We start from the raw sequence: 20,969 nt of genomic DNA, 5'->3' as shown, positions 1-20,969 counted from the left end.
AAGTGCAAGAGCTGCTCGACTCCGTAAAATCGCTGTCCATCCGCGAGCGCAAGGCGCTCTCGGCGTTGCTCAAGCGACAAGGGGTGAACCTCTACGGGGTGACCCCGATTTTCAGACGGGAGTCAGAGTCGTCTTCGGCGCTGTCCTACGCCCAGCAACGCCAGTGGATTCTCTGGCAACTGGAGCCGGGCAGCGCCGCCTACAACCTCCCCACGGCCTTGCGCCTGAAGGGCAGCCTGGACACCGAAGCCCTGCGCCGCAGTTTCGAGGCGCTGATCCGGCGCCACGAAACCTTGCGCACCACCTTGCGCGAGGACGCCGGGCAGGTGCTGCAGGTGATCCACCCGGCCGATGTTTTCACGCTGGCGCCGGAGCGCCTGGCGTCCCCGCTTTCCGACGATCCCGATGAACAGATCCGCGCCTGCGTGGAGGACGAGGTGCAGCGGCCCTTCGACCTCGAGCGCGGGCCGCTGATGCGGGTTCGCCTGCTGCGGATCGCCGAGCAGGACCATGTGCTGATCCTGACCGTGCACCACATCGTTTCCGACGGCTGGTCGATGCCGATCATGGTCGACGAGCTGGTCCGCCTCTACGACGGTTTCCGCCAGGGCCGCGAGGTCGAACTCCCCGCCCTGCCGATCCAGTACGCCGACTATGCCCAGTGGCAGCGCGACTGGATGGAGGCGGGCGAACAGGAACGCCAGCTCGGCTACTGGAAGGGCCAGCTGGGTGGCGAGCAACCCGTGCTGGAACTGCCCGTCGACCGACCACGTCCGACCCAGCCGAGCCTGGCCGGACAGAGCCTGGCCATCGACCTGCCACCGGCACTGGCCCAGTCCCTCAAGGCGGTTGCCCGGCAACAGGGCGTAACCCTGTTCATGCTGTTGCTGGCCTCGTTCCAGACCCTGCTGCACCGTTACTGCGGCCAGACCGACATCCGCGTCGGGGTGGCTATCGCCAACCGTAGCCGCGTGGAAACGGAAGGGCTGATAGGTTTCTTCGTCAACACTCAGGTCCTGCGGGCCGAGATCGACGCCCAGGCCCCCTTCGCCCAGTTGCTGCAGCAGGTGAAGAAAACCGCGCTCGACGCCCAGGCCCACCAGGACCTGCCGTTCGAGCAACTGGTGGAGGCCTTGCAGCCCGAGCGCAGCCTGAACCGCACGCCGTTGTTCCAGGTGATGTTCAACCACCAGACCCAGGTCCGAGGCGAGGCGCGCGAGCTGGCCGGCCTGCGTGTCGAGGGCCTGGCCTGGGAGAAACGCACCGCCCAGTTCGACCTGACCCTGGACACCTTCGAAAGCGACGAGGGCCTGGGGGCGGCGTTCACCTACGCGAGCGACCTGTTCGAGCCCGCCACCATCGAGCGCCTGGCCAGGCATTGGCGCAGCCTGCTGGCAGCCATCGGTGCGGACCCGCAACAACGTATAGCCGCGTTGCCGATGCTGGACCCGGCGGAGCGGCAACGCACCCTCCAGGCCTGGAACCCGGCACCGGCGGCGCACCCCGCCACGGCCTGCGCCCATGAGCTGATCGAAGCCCAGGCCCTGCAGGCACCGGATGCGCTGGCGGTGACCCATGGCACCCGCAGCCTGACCTATGGCGAGCTGAACCGCCGGGCCAACCAGCTGGCGCATCATCTGCGCGCCTGTGGCGTCGGCCCGGACGTGCTGGTGGGCCTGGCGGTGGACCGCGGCCTGGAGATGCTGGTCGGCCTGCTGGCGATCCTCAAGGCCGGCGGTGCCTACGTACCGCTGGACCCGGATTACCCCGAGGACCGCCTGGCCTACATGATCCAGGACAGCCACATCCGCCTGCTGCTGACGCAGAGCCACCTGGCGGGCCGCCTGCCGGTTCCCGACAGCGTGCGCAGCCTCTGCCTGGACCAGGAAGGCGACTGGCTGGAAGGTTATCCACAGCAGAACCTGCCGACGCTGACCGACCCCGACAACCTCGCCTATGTGATCTATACCTCCGGCTCCACTGGCAAGCCCAAGGGTACGCTGCTGCCGCACCGCAATATTCTCCGGCTGTTCCAGGCCACTGACGAATGGTTCGGGTTCGGGCCCCAGGACGTCTGGACGATGTTCCACTCCTATGCGTTCGACTTCTCGGTCTGGGAGATCTTCGGGGCGCTGATGCACGGCGGTCGCCTGGTCATCGTGCCGCGCGATGTCAGCCGTTCGCCGCAGGACTTCTACCCGCTGCTGCTCAGTGAGGGGGTCACGGTACTGAACCAGACGCCTTCGGCGTTCAAGCAACTGGCACGGGTGGCCTGCGAGGCGCCGCCGTCGTCTGCGCCGCTGGCCCTGCGCTATGTGGTGTTTGGCGGCGAAGCCCTGGACGTCGGCAGCCTGCAACCCTGGTTCGAGCGCTTTGGCGATCGCTCGCCGCAATTGGTCAACATGTACGGCATCACCGAAACCACGGTGCACGTGACGTACCGGCCGATCGGCCGCGAGGACCTGCTGCAGGCGGGCGTCAGCCCGATTGGCGAGGTTATCCCCGACCTGTCGTGGTATGTGCTGGATGCCGATTTCAATCCCGTCGCCCAGGGCTGCAGCGGTGAGCTGCATGTGGGCCGCGCGGGCCTGGCGCGCGGTTACCACCAGCGTCCGGCGCTGACCGCCGAGCGCTTCGTGCCCGATCCGTTCGACGAGCAGGGCGGTGGCCGCCTGTACCGCGCTGGCGACCTGGCCCGTTATCGGACCGAGGGCTGTATCGAATACATCGGGCGTCTGGATCATCAGGTGAAGATTCGCGGTTTTCGCATCGAACTGGGCGAAATCGATGCCCGGCTGCGCGAGCAGGTTGCCGTCCAGGAAGTCAGCGTCATCGATATCGACGGCCCGGGCGGCAAGCAACTGGTGGCCTACCTGGTGCCCAGCGACCCGACGCTGCTGGAGGCCGATCCGCAGGTCCAGGGGCAATGGCGGCGTGAGCTGCGCGAGCACCTCAAGGCCGTGCTGCCCGACTACATGGTACCGGCCCACTGGGTCCTGCTGCGCCAGATGCCGCTGACCGCCAACGGCAAGCTGGACCGCCGGGCCTTGCCGGCACCGGATGCCGCGCAGGCGCAGAGAAGCCATGTCGCCCCGGTGACCGCCGTGCAGCAGCAGGTGGCGCAGATCTGGGCCGAGGTGCTGAAGATCGAGCGGGTCGGGCTGGACGACAACTTCTTCGAGCTGGGCGGGCACTCGCTGCTGGCGACCCAGGTCATCTCGCGGATTCGCCAGAGCCTCGAACTGGAGCTGTCGTTGCGTGACCTGTTCGAAGCCCAGGATCTGGCGGCATTCGTGCGCAAGGCCGAGGGCGGCGCCGCCCCGACTCCGGTCGCGGCCATCGAGCCGGCCGATCGGACGCAACCGCTGCTGCTCTCCCATGCCCAGCAGCGCCAGTGGTTTCTCTGGCAACTGGAGCCGGATAGTGCCGCCTACAATATCCCGGCGGCCCTGCAACTGCGCGGCACACTGGACGTCGAGGCCCTGCGGCGCAGCTTCGAAACGCTGATCGCCCGTCACGAAACCCTGCGCAGCACCTTCCGCGAGGAGGGCGAACTGACCGTCCAGGTCATTCATCCGGCCACCACCTTCGACTTGCCCGTCGAGCGCCTGGCGGACATCCCGGCGGCCGGGCGCGAGGCGGCCATCCGCGCCTACGTCGAGCGTGAGACCGCCCAGGCGTTCGACCTGGTGCAGGGCCCCCTGCTGCGGGTGCGCCTGCTGCAGGTGGAAGACACCGAGCATGTGCTGGTGCTGACCGTCCACCATATCGTCTCCGATGGCTGGTCCACGCCGATCATGGTCGACGAACTGGTGCGTCTGTACAGCGCCTACCACCAGGGCGTTGCCGTCGATCTGCCGGCCCTGCCGGTGCAATACGCCGATTACGCCCAGTGGCAACGGCGCTGGATGGCCGAGGGCGAGCAGGCCCGCCAGCTGGACTACTGGATCGGACAACTGGGTGGCGAGCAGCCGGTGCTCGAATTGCCCACCGACCGGCCGCGCCCGACGATTCGCAGCCATGCCGGCGAGCGCCTGGCCATCGAGCTGCCGCCGGGGCTGGCCGATGGCCTCAGGGCCGCGGCCCGACAGCAGGGCGTGACCCTGTTCGTGTTGCTGCTGGCCTCGTTCCAGACCCTGTTGCATCGTTACAGCGGTCAGGCCGATATCCGTGTCGGGGTGCCGATCGCCAACCGCAACCGGGTCGAAACCGAACGCCTGATCGGCTTCTTCGTCAATACCCAGGTGCTGCGTGCCGGGTTCACCTCGAGCCTGACCTTCAGCGAATTGCTGCAACAGGTCCGGCAGGCGGCCCTGGAGGCCCAGGCGCACCAGGACCTGCCGTTCGAGCAGTTGGTGGAGGCGTTGCAGCCCGAGCGCAGCCTGAGCCACAGCCCGTTGTTCCAGGTCATGTACAACCACCAGGCCGAAGGGCCTGGCGAGTTGCACACGTTGCCCGGCCTGACGGTCCAGGGGCTGGCCTGGGACAGCCATGTCGCCCAGTTCGACCTGGCCCTGGACACCCATGAGAACGTCGACGGGCTGAGTGCCGCCCTGACGTACTCCAGCGCGCTGTTCGACCCCTCGACCATCGAGCGCATGGCCGGCCACTGGCGCAACCTGCTGGCGGCGATTGCCAGCGGCGCCCATCGCCGCGTGGTCGAACTGCCGATGCTCGACGATGACGAGCGCCAGCGGATCGTCGTCGACTGGAACCGCAGTGAGGCCGACTACCCGGCAGGCCGCTGCATTCATGAGCTGATTGCCGAACAGAGCCGCCTGACGCCGCAGGCGACGGCCCTGCTGTTCGATGATGCGGACATGAGCTACCAGCAATTGGACCGGCATTCCAACCGCCTGGCCCACAAGCTGCGGGAATTGGGCGTGGGGCCGGATGTGCTGGTCGGCGTGGCCGTGGAGCGCGGCCCGCAGATGCTGGTGGGCCTGCTGGCGATCCTCAAGGCCGGTGGCGCCTACGTGCCGCTGGACCCGGACTTCCCGGCCGATCGCCTGGCGTACATGGTGCAGGACAGCGGGCTGGCGTTGTTGCTGACCGAGAGTCACTTGAGTATCCACCAGGCCCTTGGCGCCGAAGTGCGCAGCCTGTTCCTCGACCAGTCGCAGGACTGGCTGCACGGGGTCGACGAGGCACCGCTGGCCAACCTGGCGCAGCCGGACAACCTGGCCTACGTGATCTACACCTCCGGCTCCACCGGCAAGCCCAAGGGCGTGGCGGTGCCGCACGGGGCGCTGGTGAACTTCCTCTTCAGCATGGCCGAACAGCCGGGTGTCGAGCCTTCGGACCGGGTGCTGTCGTTGACCTCGCTGTCCTTCGACATCGCCGGGCTGGAGCTGTACCTGACGCTGATGCGCGGCGCGGCGGTGGTACTGCTGCGCCAACAGCAGAACAAGGATCCGCAGGCCCTGCTGGAGATCATCGGCCGACGCCAGGTCACGGTGATCCAGGCGACGCCGTCGACCTGGCGCATGCTGCTCGACAGCGCGCCGCCGGGCCTGCTGGCCGGCTGCAAGGTGCTCTGCGGGGGTGAAGCCCTGGGCGCCGAGCTGGCGCAGCGGCTGATCGAGCAGGCCGGGCATGTCTGGAACGTCTATGGCCCGACCGAAACCACCATCTGGTCGGCGCGACACTACCTGACCTCGAGCGACGACATCCGGCTCGGCCGGCCGATCGCCAACACCCGCCTGCATATTCTCAGCGACGACTTCGACGTGCTGCCGCCGGGTGCCCGTGGCGAACTGCTGATCGGTGGCGACGGCTTGGCGCGGGGTTATCACCAGCGTCCGGGGTTGACCGCCGAACGCTTCATTCCGGATCCGTTCGACCGCAAGGGCGGTGGCCGCCTGTACCGTACCGGCGACCTGACCCGCTACCATGGCGACGGCGTGATCGAGTACGCCGGACGCCTGGACCACCAGGTGAAGATCCGCGGTTTCCGCATCGAGCTGGGCGAAATCGAGGCGCGGTTGCAGGAGCATGCCGGCGTCCGCGAAGCCGTGGTCATCGATATCGATGGCCCGGCGGGCAAACAACTGGCCGCGTACCTGGTGGCCGAGCAGGCGGGCCAGGATACCGAGGCGGCAAGGGAAGCGTTGCGGCGCGAGCTGAGGGAGTGGTTGAAGGCCGGTCTGCCGGACTACATGGTGCCGTCTCACCTGATCCTGCTGGAGCGACTGCCGCTGACCCCGAACGGCAAGGTCGATCGCAAGGCCCTGCCGGCTCCGCAGGCCAATCTCGCGCAGTTCGAGTATCGGGCCCCGCAGACCGCGCTGGAACAAGCCTTGGCCGGGATCTGGCAGGAGGTGCTGAAGGTCGACCGGGTCGGTCTGGGCGACAACTTCTTCGACCTGGGCGGGCATTCGCTGATGGCGACCCAGGTGATTTCCCGGGTGCGCCAGGGGCTCGATGTCGAGTTGCCCCTGCGTACGCTGTTCGAGGCCGACAACCTGGCCGAGTTCGCCGAACGGGTCGCCCAGGGTACGCTCAACCGGGCGCCGGCGCTGCTGCCGATCGGGCGTGACCAGCCGCTGGCGTTGTCCTATGCCCAGCAGCGCCAGTGGTTCCTCTGGCAACTGGAGCCGGACAGTGCCGCCTACAACATCCCGGCTGCCCTGCGGCTTGAGGGGGCCCTGGATGTCGAGGCGCTGCGGCGCAGCTTCGAGGCCCTGTGCGCTCGTCACGAAGTGCTGCGTACCACCTTCCGCCAGGACGGCGAGCGGGCGGTGCAGGTCATTCATCCGGCAACGGCGTTCACGCTGACGGTCGATGCCTGTGCGCAGTCCGCCGGCGAGGCGGAGATCGCCCACTACATCGACGAGGAAATCCGCCAGCCATTCGATCTGGAGCAGGGGCCACTGTTGCGGGTGAAACTGCTGCGCCTGGCGCCGCAGGCCCATGTCCTGGTCCTGACCGTGCACCATATCGTTGCCGATGGCTGGTCGATGCCGGTCATGGTCGACGAACTGGTGCAGTTGTATGAAGCCGGCAGCCAGGGGCGCGCGGCCGAACTGCCGGCGCTGCCGATCCAGTATGCCGACTATGCCGTGTGGCAGCGGCAATGGATGGAGGCGGGCGAACAGCGTCGCCAGCTGGATTACTGGCAGGCCCAACTGGGCGGCGAGCAGCCGGTCCTCGAACTGCCGCTGGACCGGCCGCGGCCGACCCAGCAGAGCCATGCCGGCGATCGGCTGTCGGTCGAACTGGATTCGCAACTGGTGCAGGCCCTGAAAACCACGGCCCGCGAGCAGGGCGTCACTCTGTTCATGCTGTTGCTGGCCTCGTTCCAGACCTTGCTGCAGCGTTACTCCGGGCAGGCCGATATCCGCGTGGGCGTTCCCGTCGCCAACCGGACGCGGGTCGAGACCGAACGCCTGATCGGCTTCTTCGTCAACACCCAGGTGCTCAAGGCCGAATTCCATGCGGCGCTGACCTTCACCGAACTGCTGCAACAGGTGAAGAGAACCGCCCTGCAGGCCCAGGGTCACCAGGACCTGCCATTCGAACAACTGGTGGAGGCCCTGCAGCCGGAGCGTAGCCTGAGCCACAGCCCGCTGTTCCAGGTGATGTACAACCACCAGAGCCAGGTCAGTGGCGAAGGCCATCAACTGTCCGGGCTGCAGGTGCAGGGCCTGGTGCCGGCCAGCCATACCGCGCAGTTCGACCTGACCCTGGACACCAGCGAGCATGAGCAGGGCCTGGGGGCGACCCTGACCTATGCCACCGCGCTGTTCGACCGCGGCACGATCGAGCGCATGGCGCGTCATTGGCGGGCGTTGCTGGTGGCGATCAGCCGCGATGCGAGCCAGCGGGTTGCCGACCTGCCGTTGCTGAGCGACAGCGAACGGCAGCAGATCGAGCGGGAATGGAACCGGACCGAGGCGGCCTACCCGGTCCAGGCCTGCGTGCATGGCCTGATCGAGGCCCAGGCCGGGCGGACGCCCGAGGATACGGCGTTGATCTGGCGCGAGGGGCGCATGAGCTACCGGCAGTTGGACCAGCGTTCCAACCAGCTGGCGCAGACCTTGCGCCAGGCGGGCGTGGGGCCTGACGTGCTGGTGGGGATCGCGGTCGAGCGCGGGCCGGACATGCTGCTGGGCCTGCTGGCGATCCTCAAGGCCGGCGGTGCCTATGTGCCGCTGGACCCGGATTTCCCCGAGGACCGGCTGGCCTACATGATGCAGGACAGCGGCCTGCAACTGCTGCTGACCCAGAGCCCGTTGCTGGAGCGCCTGCCGCTCCCCGAGGGCGTGCGCAGCCTGTGCCTGGACCGCGAGCAGCAGTGGCGTGATGGGGGGGATGAGGCTGCGCTGGCGAACCTGGCACAACCGGACAACCTGGCCTATGTGATCTACACCTCGGGCTCCACCGGCAAGCCCAAGGGCGTCGCGGTGCGCCACGAAGGCTTGAGCAACTTCCTCTTCAGCATGGCCGAACAGCCGGGGATCGATGCCCGCGACCGGGTGCTGTCGCTGACTTCGCTGTCATTCGATATCGCCGGTCTGGAGCTGTACCTGCCATTGATGTGCGGCGCTGCGGTGGTCTTGCTGGACAAGGGCGACAACAAGGACCCGCAACGGCTGGTCGAGTCGATCGAGCGTCACGCGGTCAGCCTGGTCCAGGCAACCCCATCGACCTGGCGCATGCTGCTCGACCAGGCCCCGGCCGGTCTCCTGGCCGGGCGCAAGGTCCTCTGCGGCGGCGAGGCGTTGAGTGCCGAACTGGCGCAGCGGCTGATCGAGCAGGCCGGGCATGTCTGGAACGTCTACGGCCCGACCGAGACGACGATCTGGTCCGCCGCCCACTACCTGACCGCCAGCGACGATGTCTGGCTGGGGCGTCCGATCGCCAATACCCGCCTGCATATCCTCGGGGATGACTTCGATACCCTGCCGTTGGGCGCGCGCGGTGAGCTGCTGATCGGCGGTCACGGCCTGGCCCGCGGCTACCATCAACGCCCGGGATTGACCGCCGAGCGTTTCGTCCCCGATCCGTTCGACGAGCAGGGCGGTGGGCGCCTGTACCGCACGGGGGACCTGACCCGTTATCGCGAACAGGGCGTGATCGAGTACGTCAGTCGTCTCGACCATCAGGTGAAGATCCGCGGCTTCCGTATCGAACTGGGTGAAATCGAGGCCCGCCTGCAGGAGCACGCCGCCGTTCGCGAAAGCAGTGTGATCGACCTCGATGGGCCGGCCGGCAAGCAACTGGCCGCCTACCTGGTGCTCAGCGAGGCGGGCGTCGAGCAGCCCTGGGAGTCACTGCACGCACAACTCCGGTCGCACCTGAAGGCCGGCCTGCCGGACTATATGGTGCCTGCGCACCTGGTGGTGCTGGAGCGGATGCCGCTGACGCCGAACGGCAAGCTGGACCGCAAGGCGCTGCCACTGCCGGACGCCAACGCGGTACAGCGCAGCCATGTCGCCCCGCGGACCGAACTGGAACAGCGCCTGGCCGATATCTGGGCCGAGTTGCTGAAGGTCGAGACGGTCGGCCTGAACGATAACTTCTTCGAGCTGGGCGGACATTCGCTGCTGGTGATCTCTCTGGTCGGCCGGCTGCGTGAGGCCTTCGGCGTGACGATCAAGCTGCACGACTTCCTGCTGATGGAGACACTGGCCGACCTCGCCGACTTCATGCGCGAAGGCGAGGCGAAGGTGAAGACGCCGGTCATCAGCATGAACGGTTGCCACGCGGATAATGCTCCGCTGTTCTGCCTGCCACCGGGCGGCGGCGGCACCTACTCCTACTATCCGTTGGCGGGGCAACTGAAGGACGAACGACGGGTCTACGGGCTGGTCAACAAGAGCTATGTGGTGCCGGGCTGGTTCGACCGTTCCTGGGAAGAGATGGTCGGCTACTACGTCCAGCAGATCCGGCAGACCCAGCCCGAGGGACCATACAACCTGCTGGGCTGGTCCCTGGGCGGGGCCCTGGCGATCGAAGTGGCCCATGTACTGGAGCAGAGCGGTGACCAGGTGAGTTTCCTCGGCCTGGTGGACACCAGCCTGCCGGCGGCACTGGAGGTCTTTGCGCCCGAGCAGGAGCCGGTGCCGGACGCCGCGGCGCCGGAGCAGAGCCTGTTCGCGAACCTGGTGGGCAGCCTCCTGGCCTTCGTTCCCGGCGTCGACGAGCAGACCATCGTCGGGCTGATCGAGCAGGCGCGGGCGCAGTGGGACGATGAGCAGGTGATTGCCGACTGGGTCATCGACCAGGTTGCGTTGGTCGGCGGTGTCAGCGCCGAGGGCATGCGTGAGGTCTACCGCGATATCGCCGTGCAGGACGAAATCGAGACCGGTTACCGCCTGTTGCGCACCAACGCGATCCTCAGTGAGGCCTTCACGCTCAAGCCGTTGCAGGTCAAGCCGGATTGCTGGTGGGCGGGGGCGAGCAAGACCGCCGAGGAAATCGGCGCGGCGCAGGCCGTGCTGGTGGAGCAGTGCTCGCGTAATGGGCTGGCCACCTCGATGGCGCTGGAGGAGAACCATGACAGCATCATTCTCTCCCAGGCGTTGTTGACGGCGGTACTGGAGCGTCTGAAGTCAGTCTGACTGAGCCGGCGGGAAATGAAAAAGCCAGGGCCCGCGCCCTGGCTTTTTCATTCCGCGAATCCACGGTTCAGCTACTGCATTCCTGTTCCGGGTGACTGATCGTGTGGCGAGCGGGGTTGCCCGCGCTGGGGCGTGTAGCGGCCCCTGGGCACCCGGCGGATCAGATGAGCCGAGTGCTGCGGTTCCAGGGCCGCTTCGCAGCCGAGCGTGGGCAAGCCCGCCCGCCACAGAAACAGTCGCCCATAAAAAAAACCAAGGGTCGCCCCTTGGTTCTTTTGACGCCAACCTTGTGCGATCAGAAGTCGCCGCGCAAGGTGACCATGAAGTTGCGGGGCTCGCCGTAGTAGCTGCCGCGACGCAGTTCGCCGGTCGCCTCGTAGTACTTCTTGTCGAAGACGTTCTTCAGGTCGAACGACAGTTTCCAGTGGTCGTCCAGCTTGTATTGCGTGCGTGCATCCCAGATGGCCCGGCCCGGGTTGGGAATATCCTGGTCGTTGAAGTGCGATACGTAACCACTCTGGGTCGATACGCCGCCGCCCACGCTCAGGCGATTCAGGTCGCCTTGCAGGTTGTACATGGTGGAAACGCGCAGCATGTGTTTCGGCGTTTCCGAGTCGATTGAAGAGCCGTCGTCGTTGCGGGTGATGTTGTAGGTGTAGCCGGCGCTCATCTGCCAGCCGGTGGCGACTTCGCCGCTGGCTTCCAGCTCTACGCCCTTGCTGGTGCTGGGTGGACCGTTTACATAGCAGGAGCCGCTGCTGGGGTTGTTTCGCTGGCAGGCATCGGGGTTTGCGGCGGTCGTGGCGTCGTCTGTCTGGAACAGGTCTTTCTGCTTGATGTAGAACACCGCAGCGGAGACATTCAGGCGGCCATCATACAGCGCACCCTTGATGCCGGTTTCATAGTTCGAGCCCAGGGTCGGTTTCAGGCTCTTGCCGGTTTCGGTCCGGTAATTGCTCTGCGGGCGGAAGATATCGGCATAGCTGGCGTACCACGACCACTGTTCATCCAGGTCGTAGATAAGCCCGGCGAAGGGTGTGAATTTTTTGTCTTCACGGTAGTCGTTGGGGGTGGCCCTGGTGGCCGTTATACCCGTGATGTCGCTGGGATAGTCGTATCGCGTGTTGTCGTTCTTGTACCAGCTCAGTCGGCCACCGAGTACCAGGCTCAAAGGCTCGGCCAGGCGCAGGCGCAAGGTGCTGTAGAGGCCATACTGGCGCTGGGTGATATCGTCCAGGCTCTGCCAGGACGGTTGCTGCGGCTTGGAGATAAGATGGTGGTTGGGGTCGAAGACGTCGATCGGCAGGTCGATCGGTACCAGTGACTGCTTGCTCAGGATATGTTGCTGCGACCAGTTGGCGCCGACCATCAACTCGTGGGTCAGGCCAAAGGCGTCGAAGTTGCCCGAAACATGACCATCGATCCCCTTGCTGGTGACGTATTCACGGCGGAACTGGGTGTTGGAGAGAAAGGTTCCGCTCTGAGTCGCAGGGTCCAAGGCACCCTGTGAATAGGCCACACGCTGGTTGAACATGCTCTGCGACTGGGTCACCGAGACCTTGCTGGTCCAGTTGTCGTTGAGATGGTGTTCCAGGTCGGCGAAGACTTCGTTGACTTCGATTTCGTGGCGGTTCCAGTCCTGGCCCAGCGAGGTGGAGCGTGAAACGTCAATCTCTCGACCGTTGTTGTAGCGCGGCAGGCCGAAAATCGTGTAGCCCTGGTAGAGCGTGCGTTGATGGCGCAGGCCGACGGCCAGGGTCGTGGAGTCGTTCAGATCGGCTTCGACGATGCCGTACAGCAATGGGGTCTGGGAGTTGAGCCCATCCTGGAAATAGCCACGATCCTCATAGGCGACCACGGCACGACCGCGCAGGGTGCCTTGCTCATTGAGCCGGCCGCTGCCGTCCAGGTCCATGCGGTAATTGTCCCAGGAGCCGGCACTGGTGCTGATCGAGAAGCGCGGATCGGAAGTCGGACGCTTGCGCACCAGGTTGACCGCACCACCGGGGTTGCCGGCACCGACCAACAGGCCGGAAGCGCCGCGCAGGACCTCGACGCGATCGAATACCGCCATGTCGGGCCGGATCCAGCCGGTGAGGTTGTAGGCCAACCCTGGAACGCCATCGATCATGTAACTGTCGTCTTCCAGGGTAAAGCCGCGGGAGTTGAAAACGTTACCGCCGAAGTTGCGATTGGAGCGGGTGATACCGGTGGTCTGGGCCATCACCTCGTCGAGCTTGGTGAGGTTCTTGTCATCCATCTGCTGGCGGGTCACCACCGTGACCGACTGCGGTGTTTCCCGCAGCGAATGCGCGGTCTTGCCGATGGTCACCGCGCCGGTGGTGTAGGAGCCGGTGCCGTCGGTGCTGGTGCCCAGGGTCTGGGCCTGCCCGCTGATGGTGGTGGCCGCCAGGTTCAGGCCCGAGCTGGTGGTGGCCGGGGCACTGCTCAGGGTCAGGGTGTCGCCCTGGAAGCTGTAGTTCACACCGGTGTTCTTCAGCAACTCGCTGGCCGCCTGGCCCGGGGTGAGCTTGCCCTTGACCGCTGCCCCCTGCAGGCCCTGCACCCGCTCCGGGTTGTACAGCACCTGGATATTGCCCTGGCGCCCCAGTTCCTGCAGGGCCGCCGCCAGTGGCTGGGCGGCGATGTTGAATTCGAACTCCTGGGCCTGTACCTGTGCAGCCATCGGCAGTGCCAGCGCCATCCCCATGGCGCCGAGCGTGACAGGCGAGCGCAGCATCTTGCGAACCAGCAAGGCCTTGCTCAAGGGGGTCAGTCGATGTGTTGTCGGCATTCTTTCAGCTCTTTCTAAGTGTGGAAAAGCGAGTAGGAATTGTTCTTACTTGAGAAGAAGACGCACCAGCCCGACAAAATCGGAAAACAAAGCGGAAAAATTTCGGTGAGGGGGCGTTCTTCCATGGGCGTTGTGCGCGCAACGCAATGCCGGAGGGACTGTCGGGTCGCTGGCTATAGGAAGAACGAACGGGCGGCGGGGTAATTTAGGCGGGTTCACCCCGCGCCTTGCGCGCGGGGTGGTGGGGGTCAGGCGGGTACGGCCTCGCGTTGCACGCGTTCGACCTGGATCTGCCCGGCCTGCATGCGCACCAGTTGGTCGGCCACCGGGAAATAACGGTCATCGTGGGAGATGACGATGATGGTCTTGCCCTGGTCGCGCAGCTCGGGCAGCAGCTCGGTGTAGAACACCCGGCGAAACGCCGGATCCTGGTCGGCGGCCCATTCGTCGAACACCAGCACCGGGCGTTGTTCCAACCAGGCATTGAGCAGCGCCAGGCGCTTGCGCTGGCCGGTGGACAGATCGGTGGTGCTGAAGCTGCCGTCGCGGATGCTGACCTTGTGGGCGATGTCCAGGCGTTCCAGGTACTTGATCGACTCCGGTGGCAGCGGCGTGCCGCCCTGGGCCACTTCGTCGAACAGGTAGTAGTCGGCGAAGATGGTGGTGAACAGCTGGCGATAGTCGTCCAGGCCCTGGGCGCTGACCGGGCTGCCATTGAGGCGGACTTCGCCCTGTTGTGGCGTGTACAGGCCCAGCAGCAGCTTGATCAGGGTGGTCTTGCCGCAACCGTTCTCGCCGACGATGAAGACGATTTCGCCCTGGCGGATGGTCAGGTCGACCGGGCCCAGGTGAAACGGCGGAACGCCGTCGACCGGAGGATAGTCGTAGCGCAACTGGCGCAGTTCGATGCTCTGCAGCGGCGTCGGCCCGATGTCCCGGTCGCTCACCAGCAGGTGCGGTTCCGGCGAGGAGAAGCGCCACGACAGCTCGGCGATGCGGCGGAAGGCGATCTCGGCGCGGCTGATGCTCGGGATGGTGGTGACCAGTCGTTCCAGCGGCCCCTTCATGTACAGCATGACCAGTACGAAGCCGCCGAGTACGGTCTTGTCGGTGTTCGGCCAGAATGCCTGGAAGGTGATGGCGATGCCGATCACCGCGAAGAACAGCATGGAGCCGAACGTCTCGGCACTGACGAAGATGTTCGCCGCCCGGATGTTGGCCTGGCTGATGCGTTCGGTGGTGCCGTGGATCTGCTGGTCGTGCATGAACTGGCGGCGCTGGCGCTGGATGCGCAGTTCCTTGGCCCCGGCGGAAATCGCCTGGTAGTGCTTCTGCAGCTCGTCTTCGCCGTCCCGCGCCCGCAGGATGCTGCGCATGCCGACGCGGTGGGCGAGCCACTGCGCGCCGCTGCCGATGACCACGGTCAACAGGGTCAGGGCCAGAATCTGCCAGGACAGCGCGGCCAGGTAGGCCAGGCAGCCGACGGTGACGGTGAAGGCGATCACCATCGGGGCCACCGACAGGGCGAAGGTGCTGATGGTGCTGACATCGTTGAGCAGCACCGGGATCAGCCGGTGGGCACGGTAACGTTCCAGTTGCTCGATGGGCGCCACCAGCACCTTGGCGGCCAGTTCCTGCCGCAGCCGGGCGACCACCCGCTGGCCGACGTAGTTGGTCAGCAGGTTGGAAAGGGTCGAGCAGGCCAGGGTCAGCACGCACAGGCCGCCAAACAGCAGGGCGATACGGGTGTCCGGGCCACCGCTCGCATTCATGGCGTCGTTGATGGTCGCCAGCAGGGCGGTGACGCTGAGGCCGCTGACAACCCCCAGGGCGGCCGAGAGGACCACCAGCAGCCAGAAGGGCTTGAGGATCCTCAGGGTTTCCTGGGCGAGGCTTTGTGCTTGGAGAGGCATGGGGGCTACTCGTGAAGGTCTTCGGAAGCAGGCGCCGCGCACGGCGCCCTGAACTCTTTAGACGAGCGTTTCGGGGTGGGATTTAGAGTTCGCGCACGACACGAAAACCCAGCCAGTCGCCGCGGGTGTACTCGCTGCGCTCGTTGCGGTTGGCGGAGCGGGAGAAGACCGGCGCTTCGGTCCAGTCGTTGCCGCGGATCGAACGGCGGTCCTCGCATTCCTGGCTGTCCAGGCGCGGGCTGCCGTCGGTCGGTGCACCCTGGTAGGTGTCGACATAGCAGTCGGCGGTCCATTCCCAGACATTGCCGTGGCCGTCATAGACGCCGAAGGCGTTGGGCGGGAAGCTGCCGGCCGGCGAGGTGTAGCTGAAACCGTCCGCCGGGCCGTAGGTGTTGGCGTGTTTGGCGATGCTGTATTCCTTGCCCTCGTCGAAGGGGAACGGGAAGGGGCCCTTGGTGCCCCCGCGCACGGCGTATTCACGCTGGGCCTCGCTGACCAGGTGATAGGCCTTGCCGGTTTTCTTCGACAGCCACTTCGTATAGGCCTCGGCCTCACGCCAGTCCATGCAGACCGCCGGCTGCCGGTCGCTCATGGGGTAGCGCGGCTCGCCGGCCAGGCACTCGCGGCCCGGGCGGGTATCACCGTCCGGCATCTTGTAGCCGGTGCTGTGCAGGTAGGCTTTCCATTCGCCGGCCAGTACCTGGAAGCGGCTGATGGCGAAAGCCTTCTTGAAGGTGACCTCATGCATCGGCCCTTCGTCCGGCTCGCGGCCGATCTCGTCCTCGGGGCTGCCCATGGTGAAGGTGCCGGCGGGCAGCACCACCATTTCCGGGCAGTCCTTGCAGTCCTTGAACACCTTGCCCGGCAGCGGCGCGCTGGCGGCGAAGGCATTGCCGCACAGCCCGCTGGCGAACAGGGCGGCGAGGGTCAGGGCCGACCGGAGGCCGACACGGGAGCGTGTGCAGGTGGATTGTGCTGTCATGGGATCTCTCGCAGGCAGAAGTCTGAAAACGGTGGGTCGTACCGCCGGGCAGCGGTTCATAGCTGCTGGCCGAGCAGGGTCATGAAGCGGTCCAGTTCGGCTTCGGTATTGAGCAGGCCGGGAGCCGTGCGCACCACTGGCCCTACGTCCCGGTCCACCGCATCGACCACCACCTTGTTCTTGAGCAGGCGGGCGGCGACCTGGTCGCTGTCCTGGCCCTTGACCCGGAAGAAGCTGAAGCCGGCCGACAGTTCCGGGCTCATGGGCGTGACCAGTTCGATGCGTGAGTCGGCCTGCAGACGTTGCTTGAGCTCGCTGTTGAGGGCGTGGATCCGCGCCTGCACATCGGCCTTGCCCAGTTCCAGGTGCAGTTCGAAGGCCTGGTCCAGGGCCCAGCGGTGTTCGAAGGCGTGGTAACCGCCCGGGCTCATCGAGGTGGCGAAGTTGGTGTCCTCGGAAAAGGTCGGTTCCAGCGGCGTGACGTCCCTGACCTCCTCCGAACGGGCGCAGACGATACCGGTGCCGCGTGGGCCGAACATCCACTTGTGGGTGCCGGCGATGAAGAAGTCGCAGTGCATGTCCGGGAAGTCGAGGTTGTCGACACCGAAGCCGTGGACCCCATCGACCACGTAGAGAATGCGGTCCTTGTCGTCACGATTGCGGTTGTGTTCCTCCACCAGCTTGCCGATCTCGCCGATCGGCAGCTTGACTCCGCTGCCGGACTGTACCCAGGTCATGCCCAGTACCCGGGTTTGCGGCTGGATGGCGCGGGCGATGTTGCCCAGCACTTCATCGGCCGAGACCCGGTGAGGGTTCTCGAACAGGCTGATCTTGCGCACGCGGGTGCCTTCGCGTTCGGTGCGCAACCGCAGGGTATTGCGGGTCGAGTAATGCTCGTGCTCGGTGGTCAGGATTTCCTGATCGGGGCGTACATGGATACCGCCGTAGATCATCGCCAGGCCTTCGGTGGTGCTGCCGGTCAGGGCGATCTGGCCCGGCTGGGCCTTCAGGTAGCGCCCGGCGGCATGGCGCACCTGGCTTTCGCGTTTCCAGGTTTCGGCCAGGTCCCAGTCCATCGCCAGGCCCGGGTTGCGGTCGAGGGCCGCGCGGTAGCGCTCGATGGCGTCGCGTACCGGCTTGGGGTGGCTGGTGACCAGGAAGTTCGAGAAGTGCAGGTAGTCCGGGTCCTGGTCGAACAGTTGGCGCAGTTGCGCCCATTTGTCGCCACCCTGGGCAGCTTTGGCGGTCGCTGCGGGAGCAGCGGTGGCCAGGTCCAGGCTGGCCCCGAGCGGTAGGCTGGCAGCGAGCAGGCCGGCCTGTTTGAGAAAGGTTCTGCGGTCAGTCATGAAGGATCACTTGGACGGTCTGGATAATGGATCGGTGCTCAACGGGAACGGTCAAGACCGTTTCCCGTATCAAGAAGGACCGGGGATGCTCAGTGCTTGGCCGCCTTCTGCACCTGGTCCCAGACCCGCAGGAAGTTGCCGCCCCAGAGCTTGGCGATATCGGCTTCGGAATAGCCGCGCTGGAGCAGTTCGGCGGTCACGTTGCGTGCCTCGCTGACGTCCTTGAAACCGTCGATACCACCGCCGTCGTTGAAGTCCGAGCTGATGCCGACGTGGTCGATGCCGATTTTCTTCACCGCATAGTCAATGGCGTTGCCGAAGTCCTTGAGGTCGGCCTTGGGTTCCTGGTCGAGGATCGCGTACAGCTCGCTGGCGTACTCGCCGAAGCGCTGTTCCGGCCAGACGGTGATGATCGGATCGCCAGGCATCAGCGCCATCGCCTGGTTGGGCAGCGGCGGCAGGTCGAAGCGCTTGCGCAGGGCGTTGAGCTTGTCCTGGGTCGGTTGGCTCAAGGGCCGCAGGTAGGCCGGGAAGGCGACGATCTGGACCACGCCACCGCTGTTCTTGATCAGTTGCATTTCCTGGTCGCTGAGGTTGCGCGGGATATCCACCAGCGCGCGGGGTGCCGAGTGCGACGCGACCATCGGCGTGCGGCTCAACTGGCTGACCTGTTCCAGGGCCTTGGTCGACATCTGCGAGACGTCGATGATCACCCCCAGGTCATTGAGACGATGCACCGCCTGCTTGCCGATATCGGACAAGCCGCCCAGGGCGTCGGGGGTATCGTTGAGAAACGGCAGCGGGCGGGACGAGTCGGCCCAGTCGTTGTTGCCCACGTAGCTGAAGCCGAACATGCGCATGCCGCGCGCGGTCCAGGTGTCCAGCAGGCTGAGGTCGTGGCCCAGCGGGTAGGCGTTGAGCATGCTGATGAAGATCGCGAACTTGCCTTCGCCATGCAGCCGGCGCATGTCATCGGGGGTGTAGGCGATGCCGACGCGGTTGGGGAAGTCGCGGACCATGCCGGTGATGATCTTGTAGCGCACTTCCTGTTGCTTGCGCGCCTCGTCGACGAAGCCCGCTGTCGGGCGATGGGGTGCATTCGGCCCGTTCCAGATCTCCGGCCAGCCGAACACGGTCAGCGCGGCGGCGGACAGGCGCCCGCGGTCGGCCTTGACCAGGTCGAACTGGCCGGAGCCGTCCTTGTCCGCCTCGCGGCCTTCGGCGCCGAAGGTCAGTGGCACGGTGATGTGGCTGTCGAACGAGATGATCCGTTCCTGCAGTTCGTCCGCCTGCTTGACGATATTCAGCGGGTATCCCTGGTTGGGCCAGTACTGCCAGCCCAGCCAGGCCGAGGCGGCGCCGATGGCCAGGGCCAGGGGCAGACCGATGTAGAGAGCCTTTTTCGAACGCGGTTTTGTCATTGCCATCTCATTCTGGTTCGCAGGTCACAGGCAGCCACAAGGGCTTTCGCTATCTGGGAAGAACGAGCGCAGGTGTCGGGAATTTAGCGCTTTCGGGGTTCGCGACAGGCTAAATTTCCCCCGCGGTTCAACGTCCTAGCTGGGATAAGGCCTGCTTCAGGGCCGACACAGGTAGGGCGATGACGATTTCTCGACGAGGATTCATAGCGGGCCTGGCGCTTACCGGCGCCGCCATCCCCGCGGCTTATTACGCACACCGTGAACTGACGCGCGAGGACGAGCCGATCACGCCGGGCGAGGCCACGGTCGATCTGCTCGACACGGCAGGCCAACGCCTGGCCGACAACTTGCGCGGTGTCTGGAACATTCGTTTCGAGGGCCGCGATGCCGGTCTGGCCGGCCTGCCCCTGGAAGGTGTGCAGGTGTTGCTCGACATTGCTCCGCGTGGCCGGGCGGTCTGCGGTTTCATCGACACGGCCGAGGGCCTGCGTGGCGCGGCCGAACCGCGCCTGCGGGTGGTCGGCGACCTGGCGGTGGCCGATGGTGCACGGCTGTTCTGGCGGCTGTTCCGCGGCACCGAGGTGTTCCCCGAATACGAGCTGAGCATGGTCCTCGACGAGGTCTGGGGCACCTATGGCAATGCTGGCAGCGGCACCCTCACCGGACGTATCGAGCGCCTTGACCGGCCACTGGCGCTGACCCAGCTGGACAGTCGCTTCGTCGCCACCAAGCACACCTTTCCCGAAGCCCGCGACCGCATCGGCCTGAGTGCGCCGCTGCTGACCTGGCTGGTGTCGCCCGAGCATCGGTTGTTCCACCAGCTCTGGCACGCCACCCGGGACAAGTGGCACACCCTGCCCGAAGACAAGCGTGACGGCCTGCGCGGCATCGGCTGGCAGCCCGGACCCCGGAACAAGGAGCGCGATGCCCGTGGGCCGCGCAAGGACCGCAATGGTTCGGGAATCGACTTCTTCTTCATGCATAGGCACATGCTGCAGGCGGCGCGCGCGATCCAGCCGTTGCCGTCCTGGCGCCGCTTCCCGCCGCCGCAGCCGGAGCTGGAGCGTGATCGCCAGGGCTTTGTCCGCTACTTCGACAACCATGACGGCTGGGCCGTGCCGCCGACCTGGCTGGCCGAGGACGATGACGACTACAGTCAATGGGTCAGCGACATCAAGAGCAGCGAGACCTACCACAGCAACTTCCAGGTCTGGGAGTCGCAGTACACCGACCCGCGTTACCTGTCGAAGCTGACCCTGGGCCAGTTCGGCTCGGAACTCGAGCTGGGCCTGCACGACTGGCTGCACATGCGCTGGGCCGCGGTGCCCCGCGATCCGTCCAATGATGCACCGGTGCCGATGGCCCGCGAGTTCACCGATTTCGCCCCGCGCTGGTTCCGGCCGGAAAACGATTTTCTCGGCGACCCGTTCTCCTCCCATGTGCACCCGGTGTTCTGGCTGTTCCATGGCTGGATCGACGATCGGATCGAGGACTGGTTCCGTGCCCACGAGCGTTTTCATCCGGGCCAGGTCACCCGCCTGCAGGTCAATGGCGTGCCGTGGTTCGCCCCCGGGCGCTGGGTCGAGGTGGATGATCCGTGGCTGGGGCCGAGTACCCATGGCTGCAGTACCACGCCGGGCCTGAGTGTCGGCAAGTCGGTGGAGATGGACCCGGAGACCATGAAGTTGGCGCTGCGTATCACCTTCGCCGACGACAAGGGGCTGTCCGACCTGTTGAAGCGCGTGCCGCGACGCCCGTGGTATGCCCGCCACCTGTCGCTGAAAGATCGTTTCTTCTAAGGTTCCTGTGAATGGGCGCGGCGCGCCCTGCGAGGCGTTCCCACGCGGAGCGTGGGAACGTCGATGGCTATTCGCGAGTGGGCCTGGAGCGTCCGGGGCGGGCGTTGGATCGTGGGAATGCAGCCGATGACGCTGGGCGTCACCGTCAG

Annotated in this window: 7 protein-coding genes; 2 read left to right on the top strand and 5 right to left on the bottom strand. The window is 65.9% G+C overall.

From position 1 onward, the window contains the following. Positions 1 to 2 precede the first annotated feature (2 nt). Positions 3 to 10,565: an amino acid adenylation domain-containing protein gene (locus tag ACMGT0_RS22400; protein ID WP_416769835.1), complete on the top strand. Its 10,563-nt coding sequence runs from the start codon at positions 3 to 5 to the stop codon at positions 10,563 to 10,565. Positions 10,566 to 10,860: 295 nt separating this feature from the next. Here ACMGT0_RS22400 and ACMGT0_RS22395 read toward each other — a convergent pair whose 3' ends face one another. The 5 genes from ACMGT0_RS22395 to pvdM all read right to left on the bottom strand — a co-directional run bounded on the left by ACMGT0_RS22395 (position 10,861) and on the right by pvdM (position 19,021). Next, complete coding sequence (locus tag ACMGT0_RS22395) at positions 10,861 to 13,359, bottom strand: TonB-dependent siderophore receptor (RefSeq protein WP_054062859.1); 2,499 nt, start codon at positions 13,357 to 13,359, stop codon at positions 10,861 to 10,863. Positions 13,360 to 13,607: 248 nt separating this feature from the next. Continuing rightward, positions 13,608 to 15,272, bottom strand: a complete 1,665-nt coding sequence (locus tag ACMGT0_RS22390; protein ID WP_416769833.1) for a cyclic peptide export ABC transporter — start codon at positions 15,270 to 15,272, stop codon at positions 13,608 to 13,610. Between the two features lie 82 nt (positions 15,273 to 15,354). After that, positions 15,355 to 16,254 (bottom strand): formylglycine-generating enzyme family protein, encoded by a 900-nt coding sequence (locus tag ACMGT0_RS22385; protein ID WP_054060706.1) that lies wholly within the window; start codon positions 16,252 to 16,254, stop codon positions 15,355 to 15,357. 56 nt (positions 16,255 to 16,310) lie between these two features. Then, positions 16,311 to 17,600: an aminotransferase class V-fold PLP-dependent enzyme gene (locus tag ACMGT0_RS22380; RefSeq protein ID WP_054060705.1), complete on the bottom strand. Its 1,290-nt coding sequence runs from the start codon at positions 17,598 to 17,600 to the stop codon at positions 16,311 to 16,313. 89 nt (positions 17,601 to 17,689) lie between these two features. Then, on the bottom strand, positions 17,690 to 19,021 hold the full coding sequence (gene pvdM / locus ACMGT0_RS22375) for a pyoverdine-tailoring dipeptidase-like protein PvdM (protein WP_054060704.1): 1,332 nt from the start codon (positions 19,019 to 19,021) through the stop codon (positions 17,690 to 17,692). A 179-nt stretch (positions 19,022 to 19,200) separates the two neighbouring features. Here pvdM and ACMGT0_RS22370 point away from each other — a divergent pair, with 179 nt between their 5' ends. Continuing rightward, the gene (locus ACMGT0_RS22370; protein ID WP_416769830.1) at positions 19,201 to 20,820 is read left to right on the top strand and encodes a PvdJ/PvdD/PvdP-like protein; all 1,620 of its coding nucleotides are present in this window, start codon (positions 19,201 to 19,203) and stop codon (positions 20,818 to 20,820) included. Positions 20,821 to 20,969: the final 149 nt, after the last annotated feature.

The sequence above is a fragment of the Pseudomonas sp. RHF3.3-3 genome (genome assembly GCF_048069595.1).
Classification (GTDB): domain Bacteria; phylum Pseudomonadota; class Gammaproteobacteria; order Pseudomonadales; family Pseudomonadaceae; genus Aquipseudomonas; species Aquipseudomonas fuscovaginae_B.
The sequence above is the reverse complement of the archived record's forward strand: the minus strand, read 5'-3'. Positions and strand labels throughout refer to the sequence as shown.

What these genes read in the sequence shown, in the direction of transcription:
- pvdM (WP_054060704.1), bottom strand. Translation starts at nt 19,021, where the DNA reads ATGACAAAACCGCGTTCGAAAAAGGCTCTCTACATCGGTCTGCCCCTG.
- ACMGT0_RS22390 (WP_416769833.1), bottom strand. Translation starts at nt 15,272, where the DNA reads ATGCCTCTCCAAGCACAAAGCCTCGCCCAGGAAACCCTGAGGATCCTC.
- ACMGT0_RS22370 (WP_416769830.1), top strand. Translation starts at nt 19,201, where the DNA reads ATGACGATTTCTCGACGAGGATTCATAGCGGGCCTGGCGCTTACCGGC.
- ACMGT0_RS22380 (WP_054060705.1), bottom strand. Translation starts at nt 17,600, where the DNA reads ATGACTGACCGCAGAACCTTTCTCAAACAGGCCGGCCTGCTCGCTGCC.
- ACMGT0_RS22385 (WP_054060706.1), bottom strand. Translation starts at nt 16,254, where the DNA reads ATGACAGCACAATCCACCTGCACACGCTCCCGTGTCGGCCTCCGGTCG.
- ACMGT0_RS22395 (WP_054062859.1), bottom strand. Translation starts at nt 13,359, where the DNA reads ATGCCGACAACACATCGACTGACCCCCTTGAGCAAGGCCTTGCTGGTT.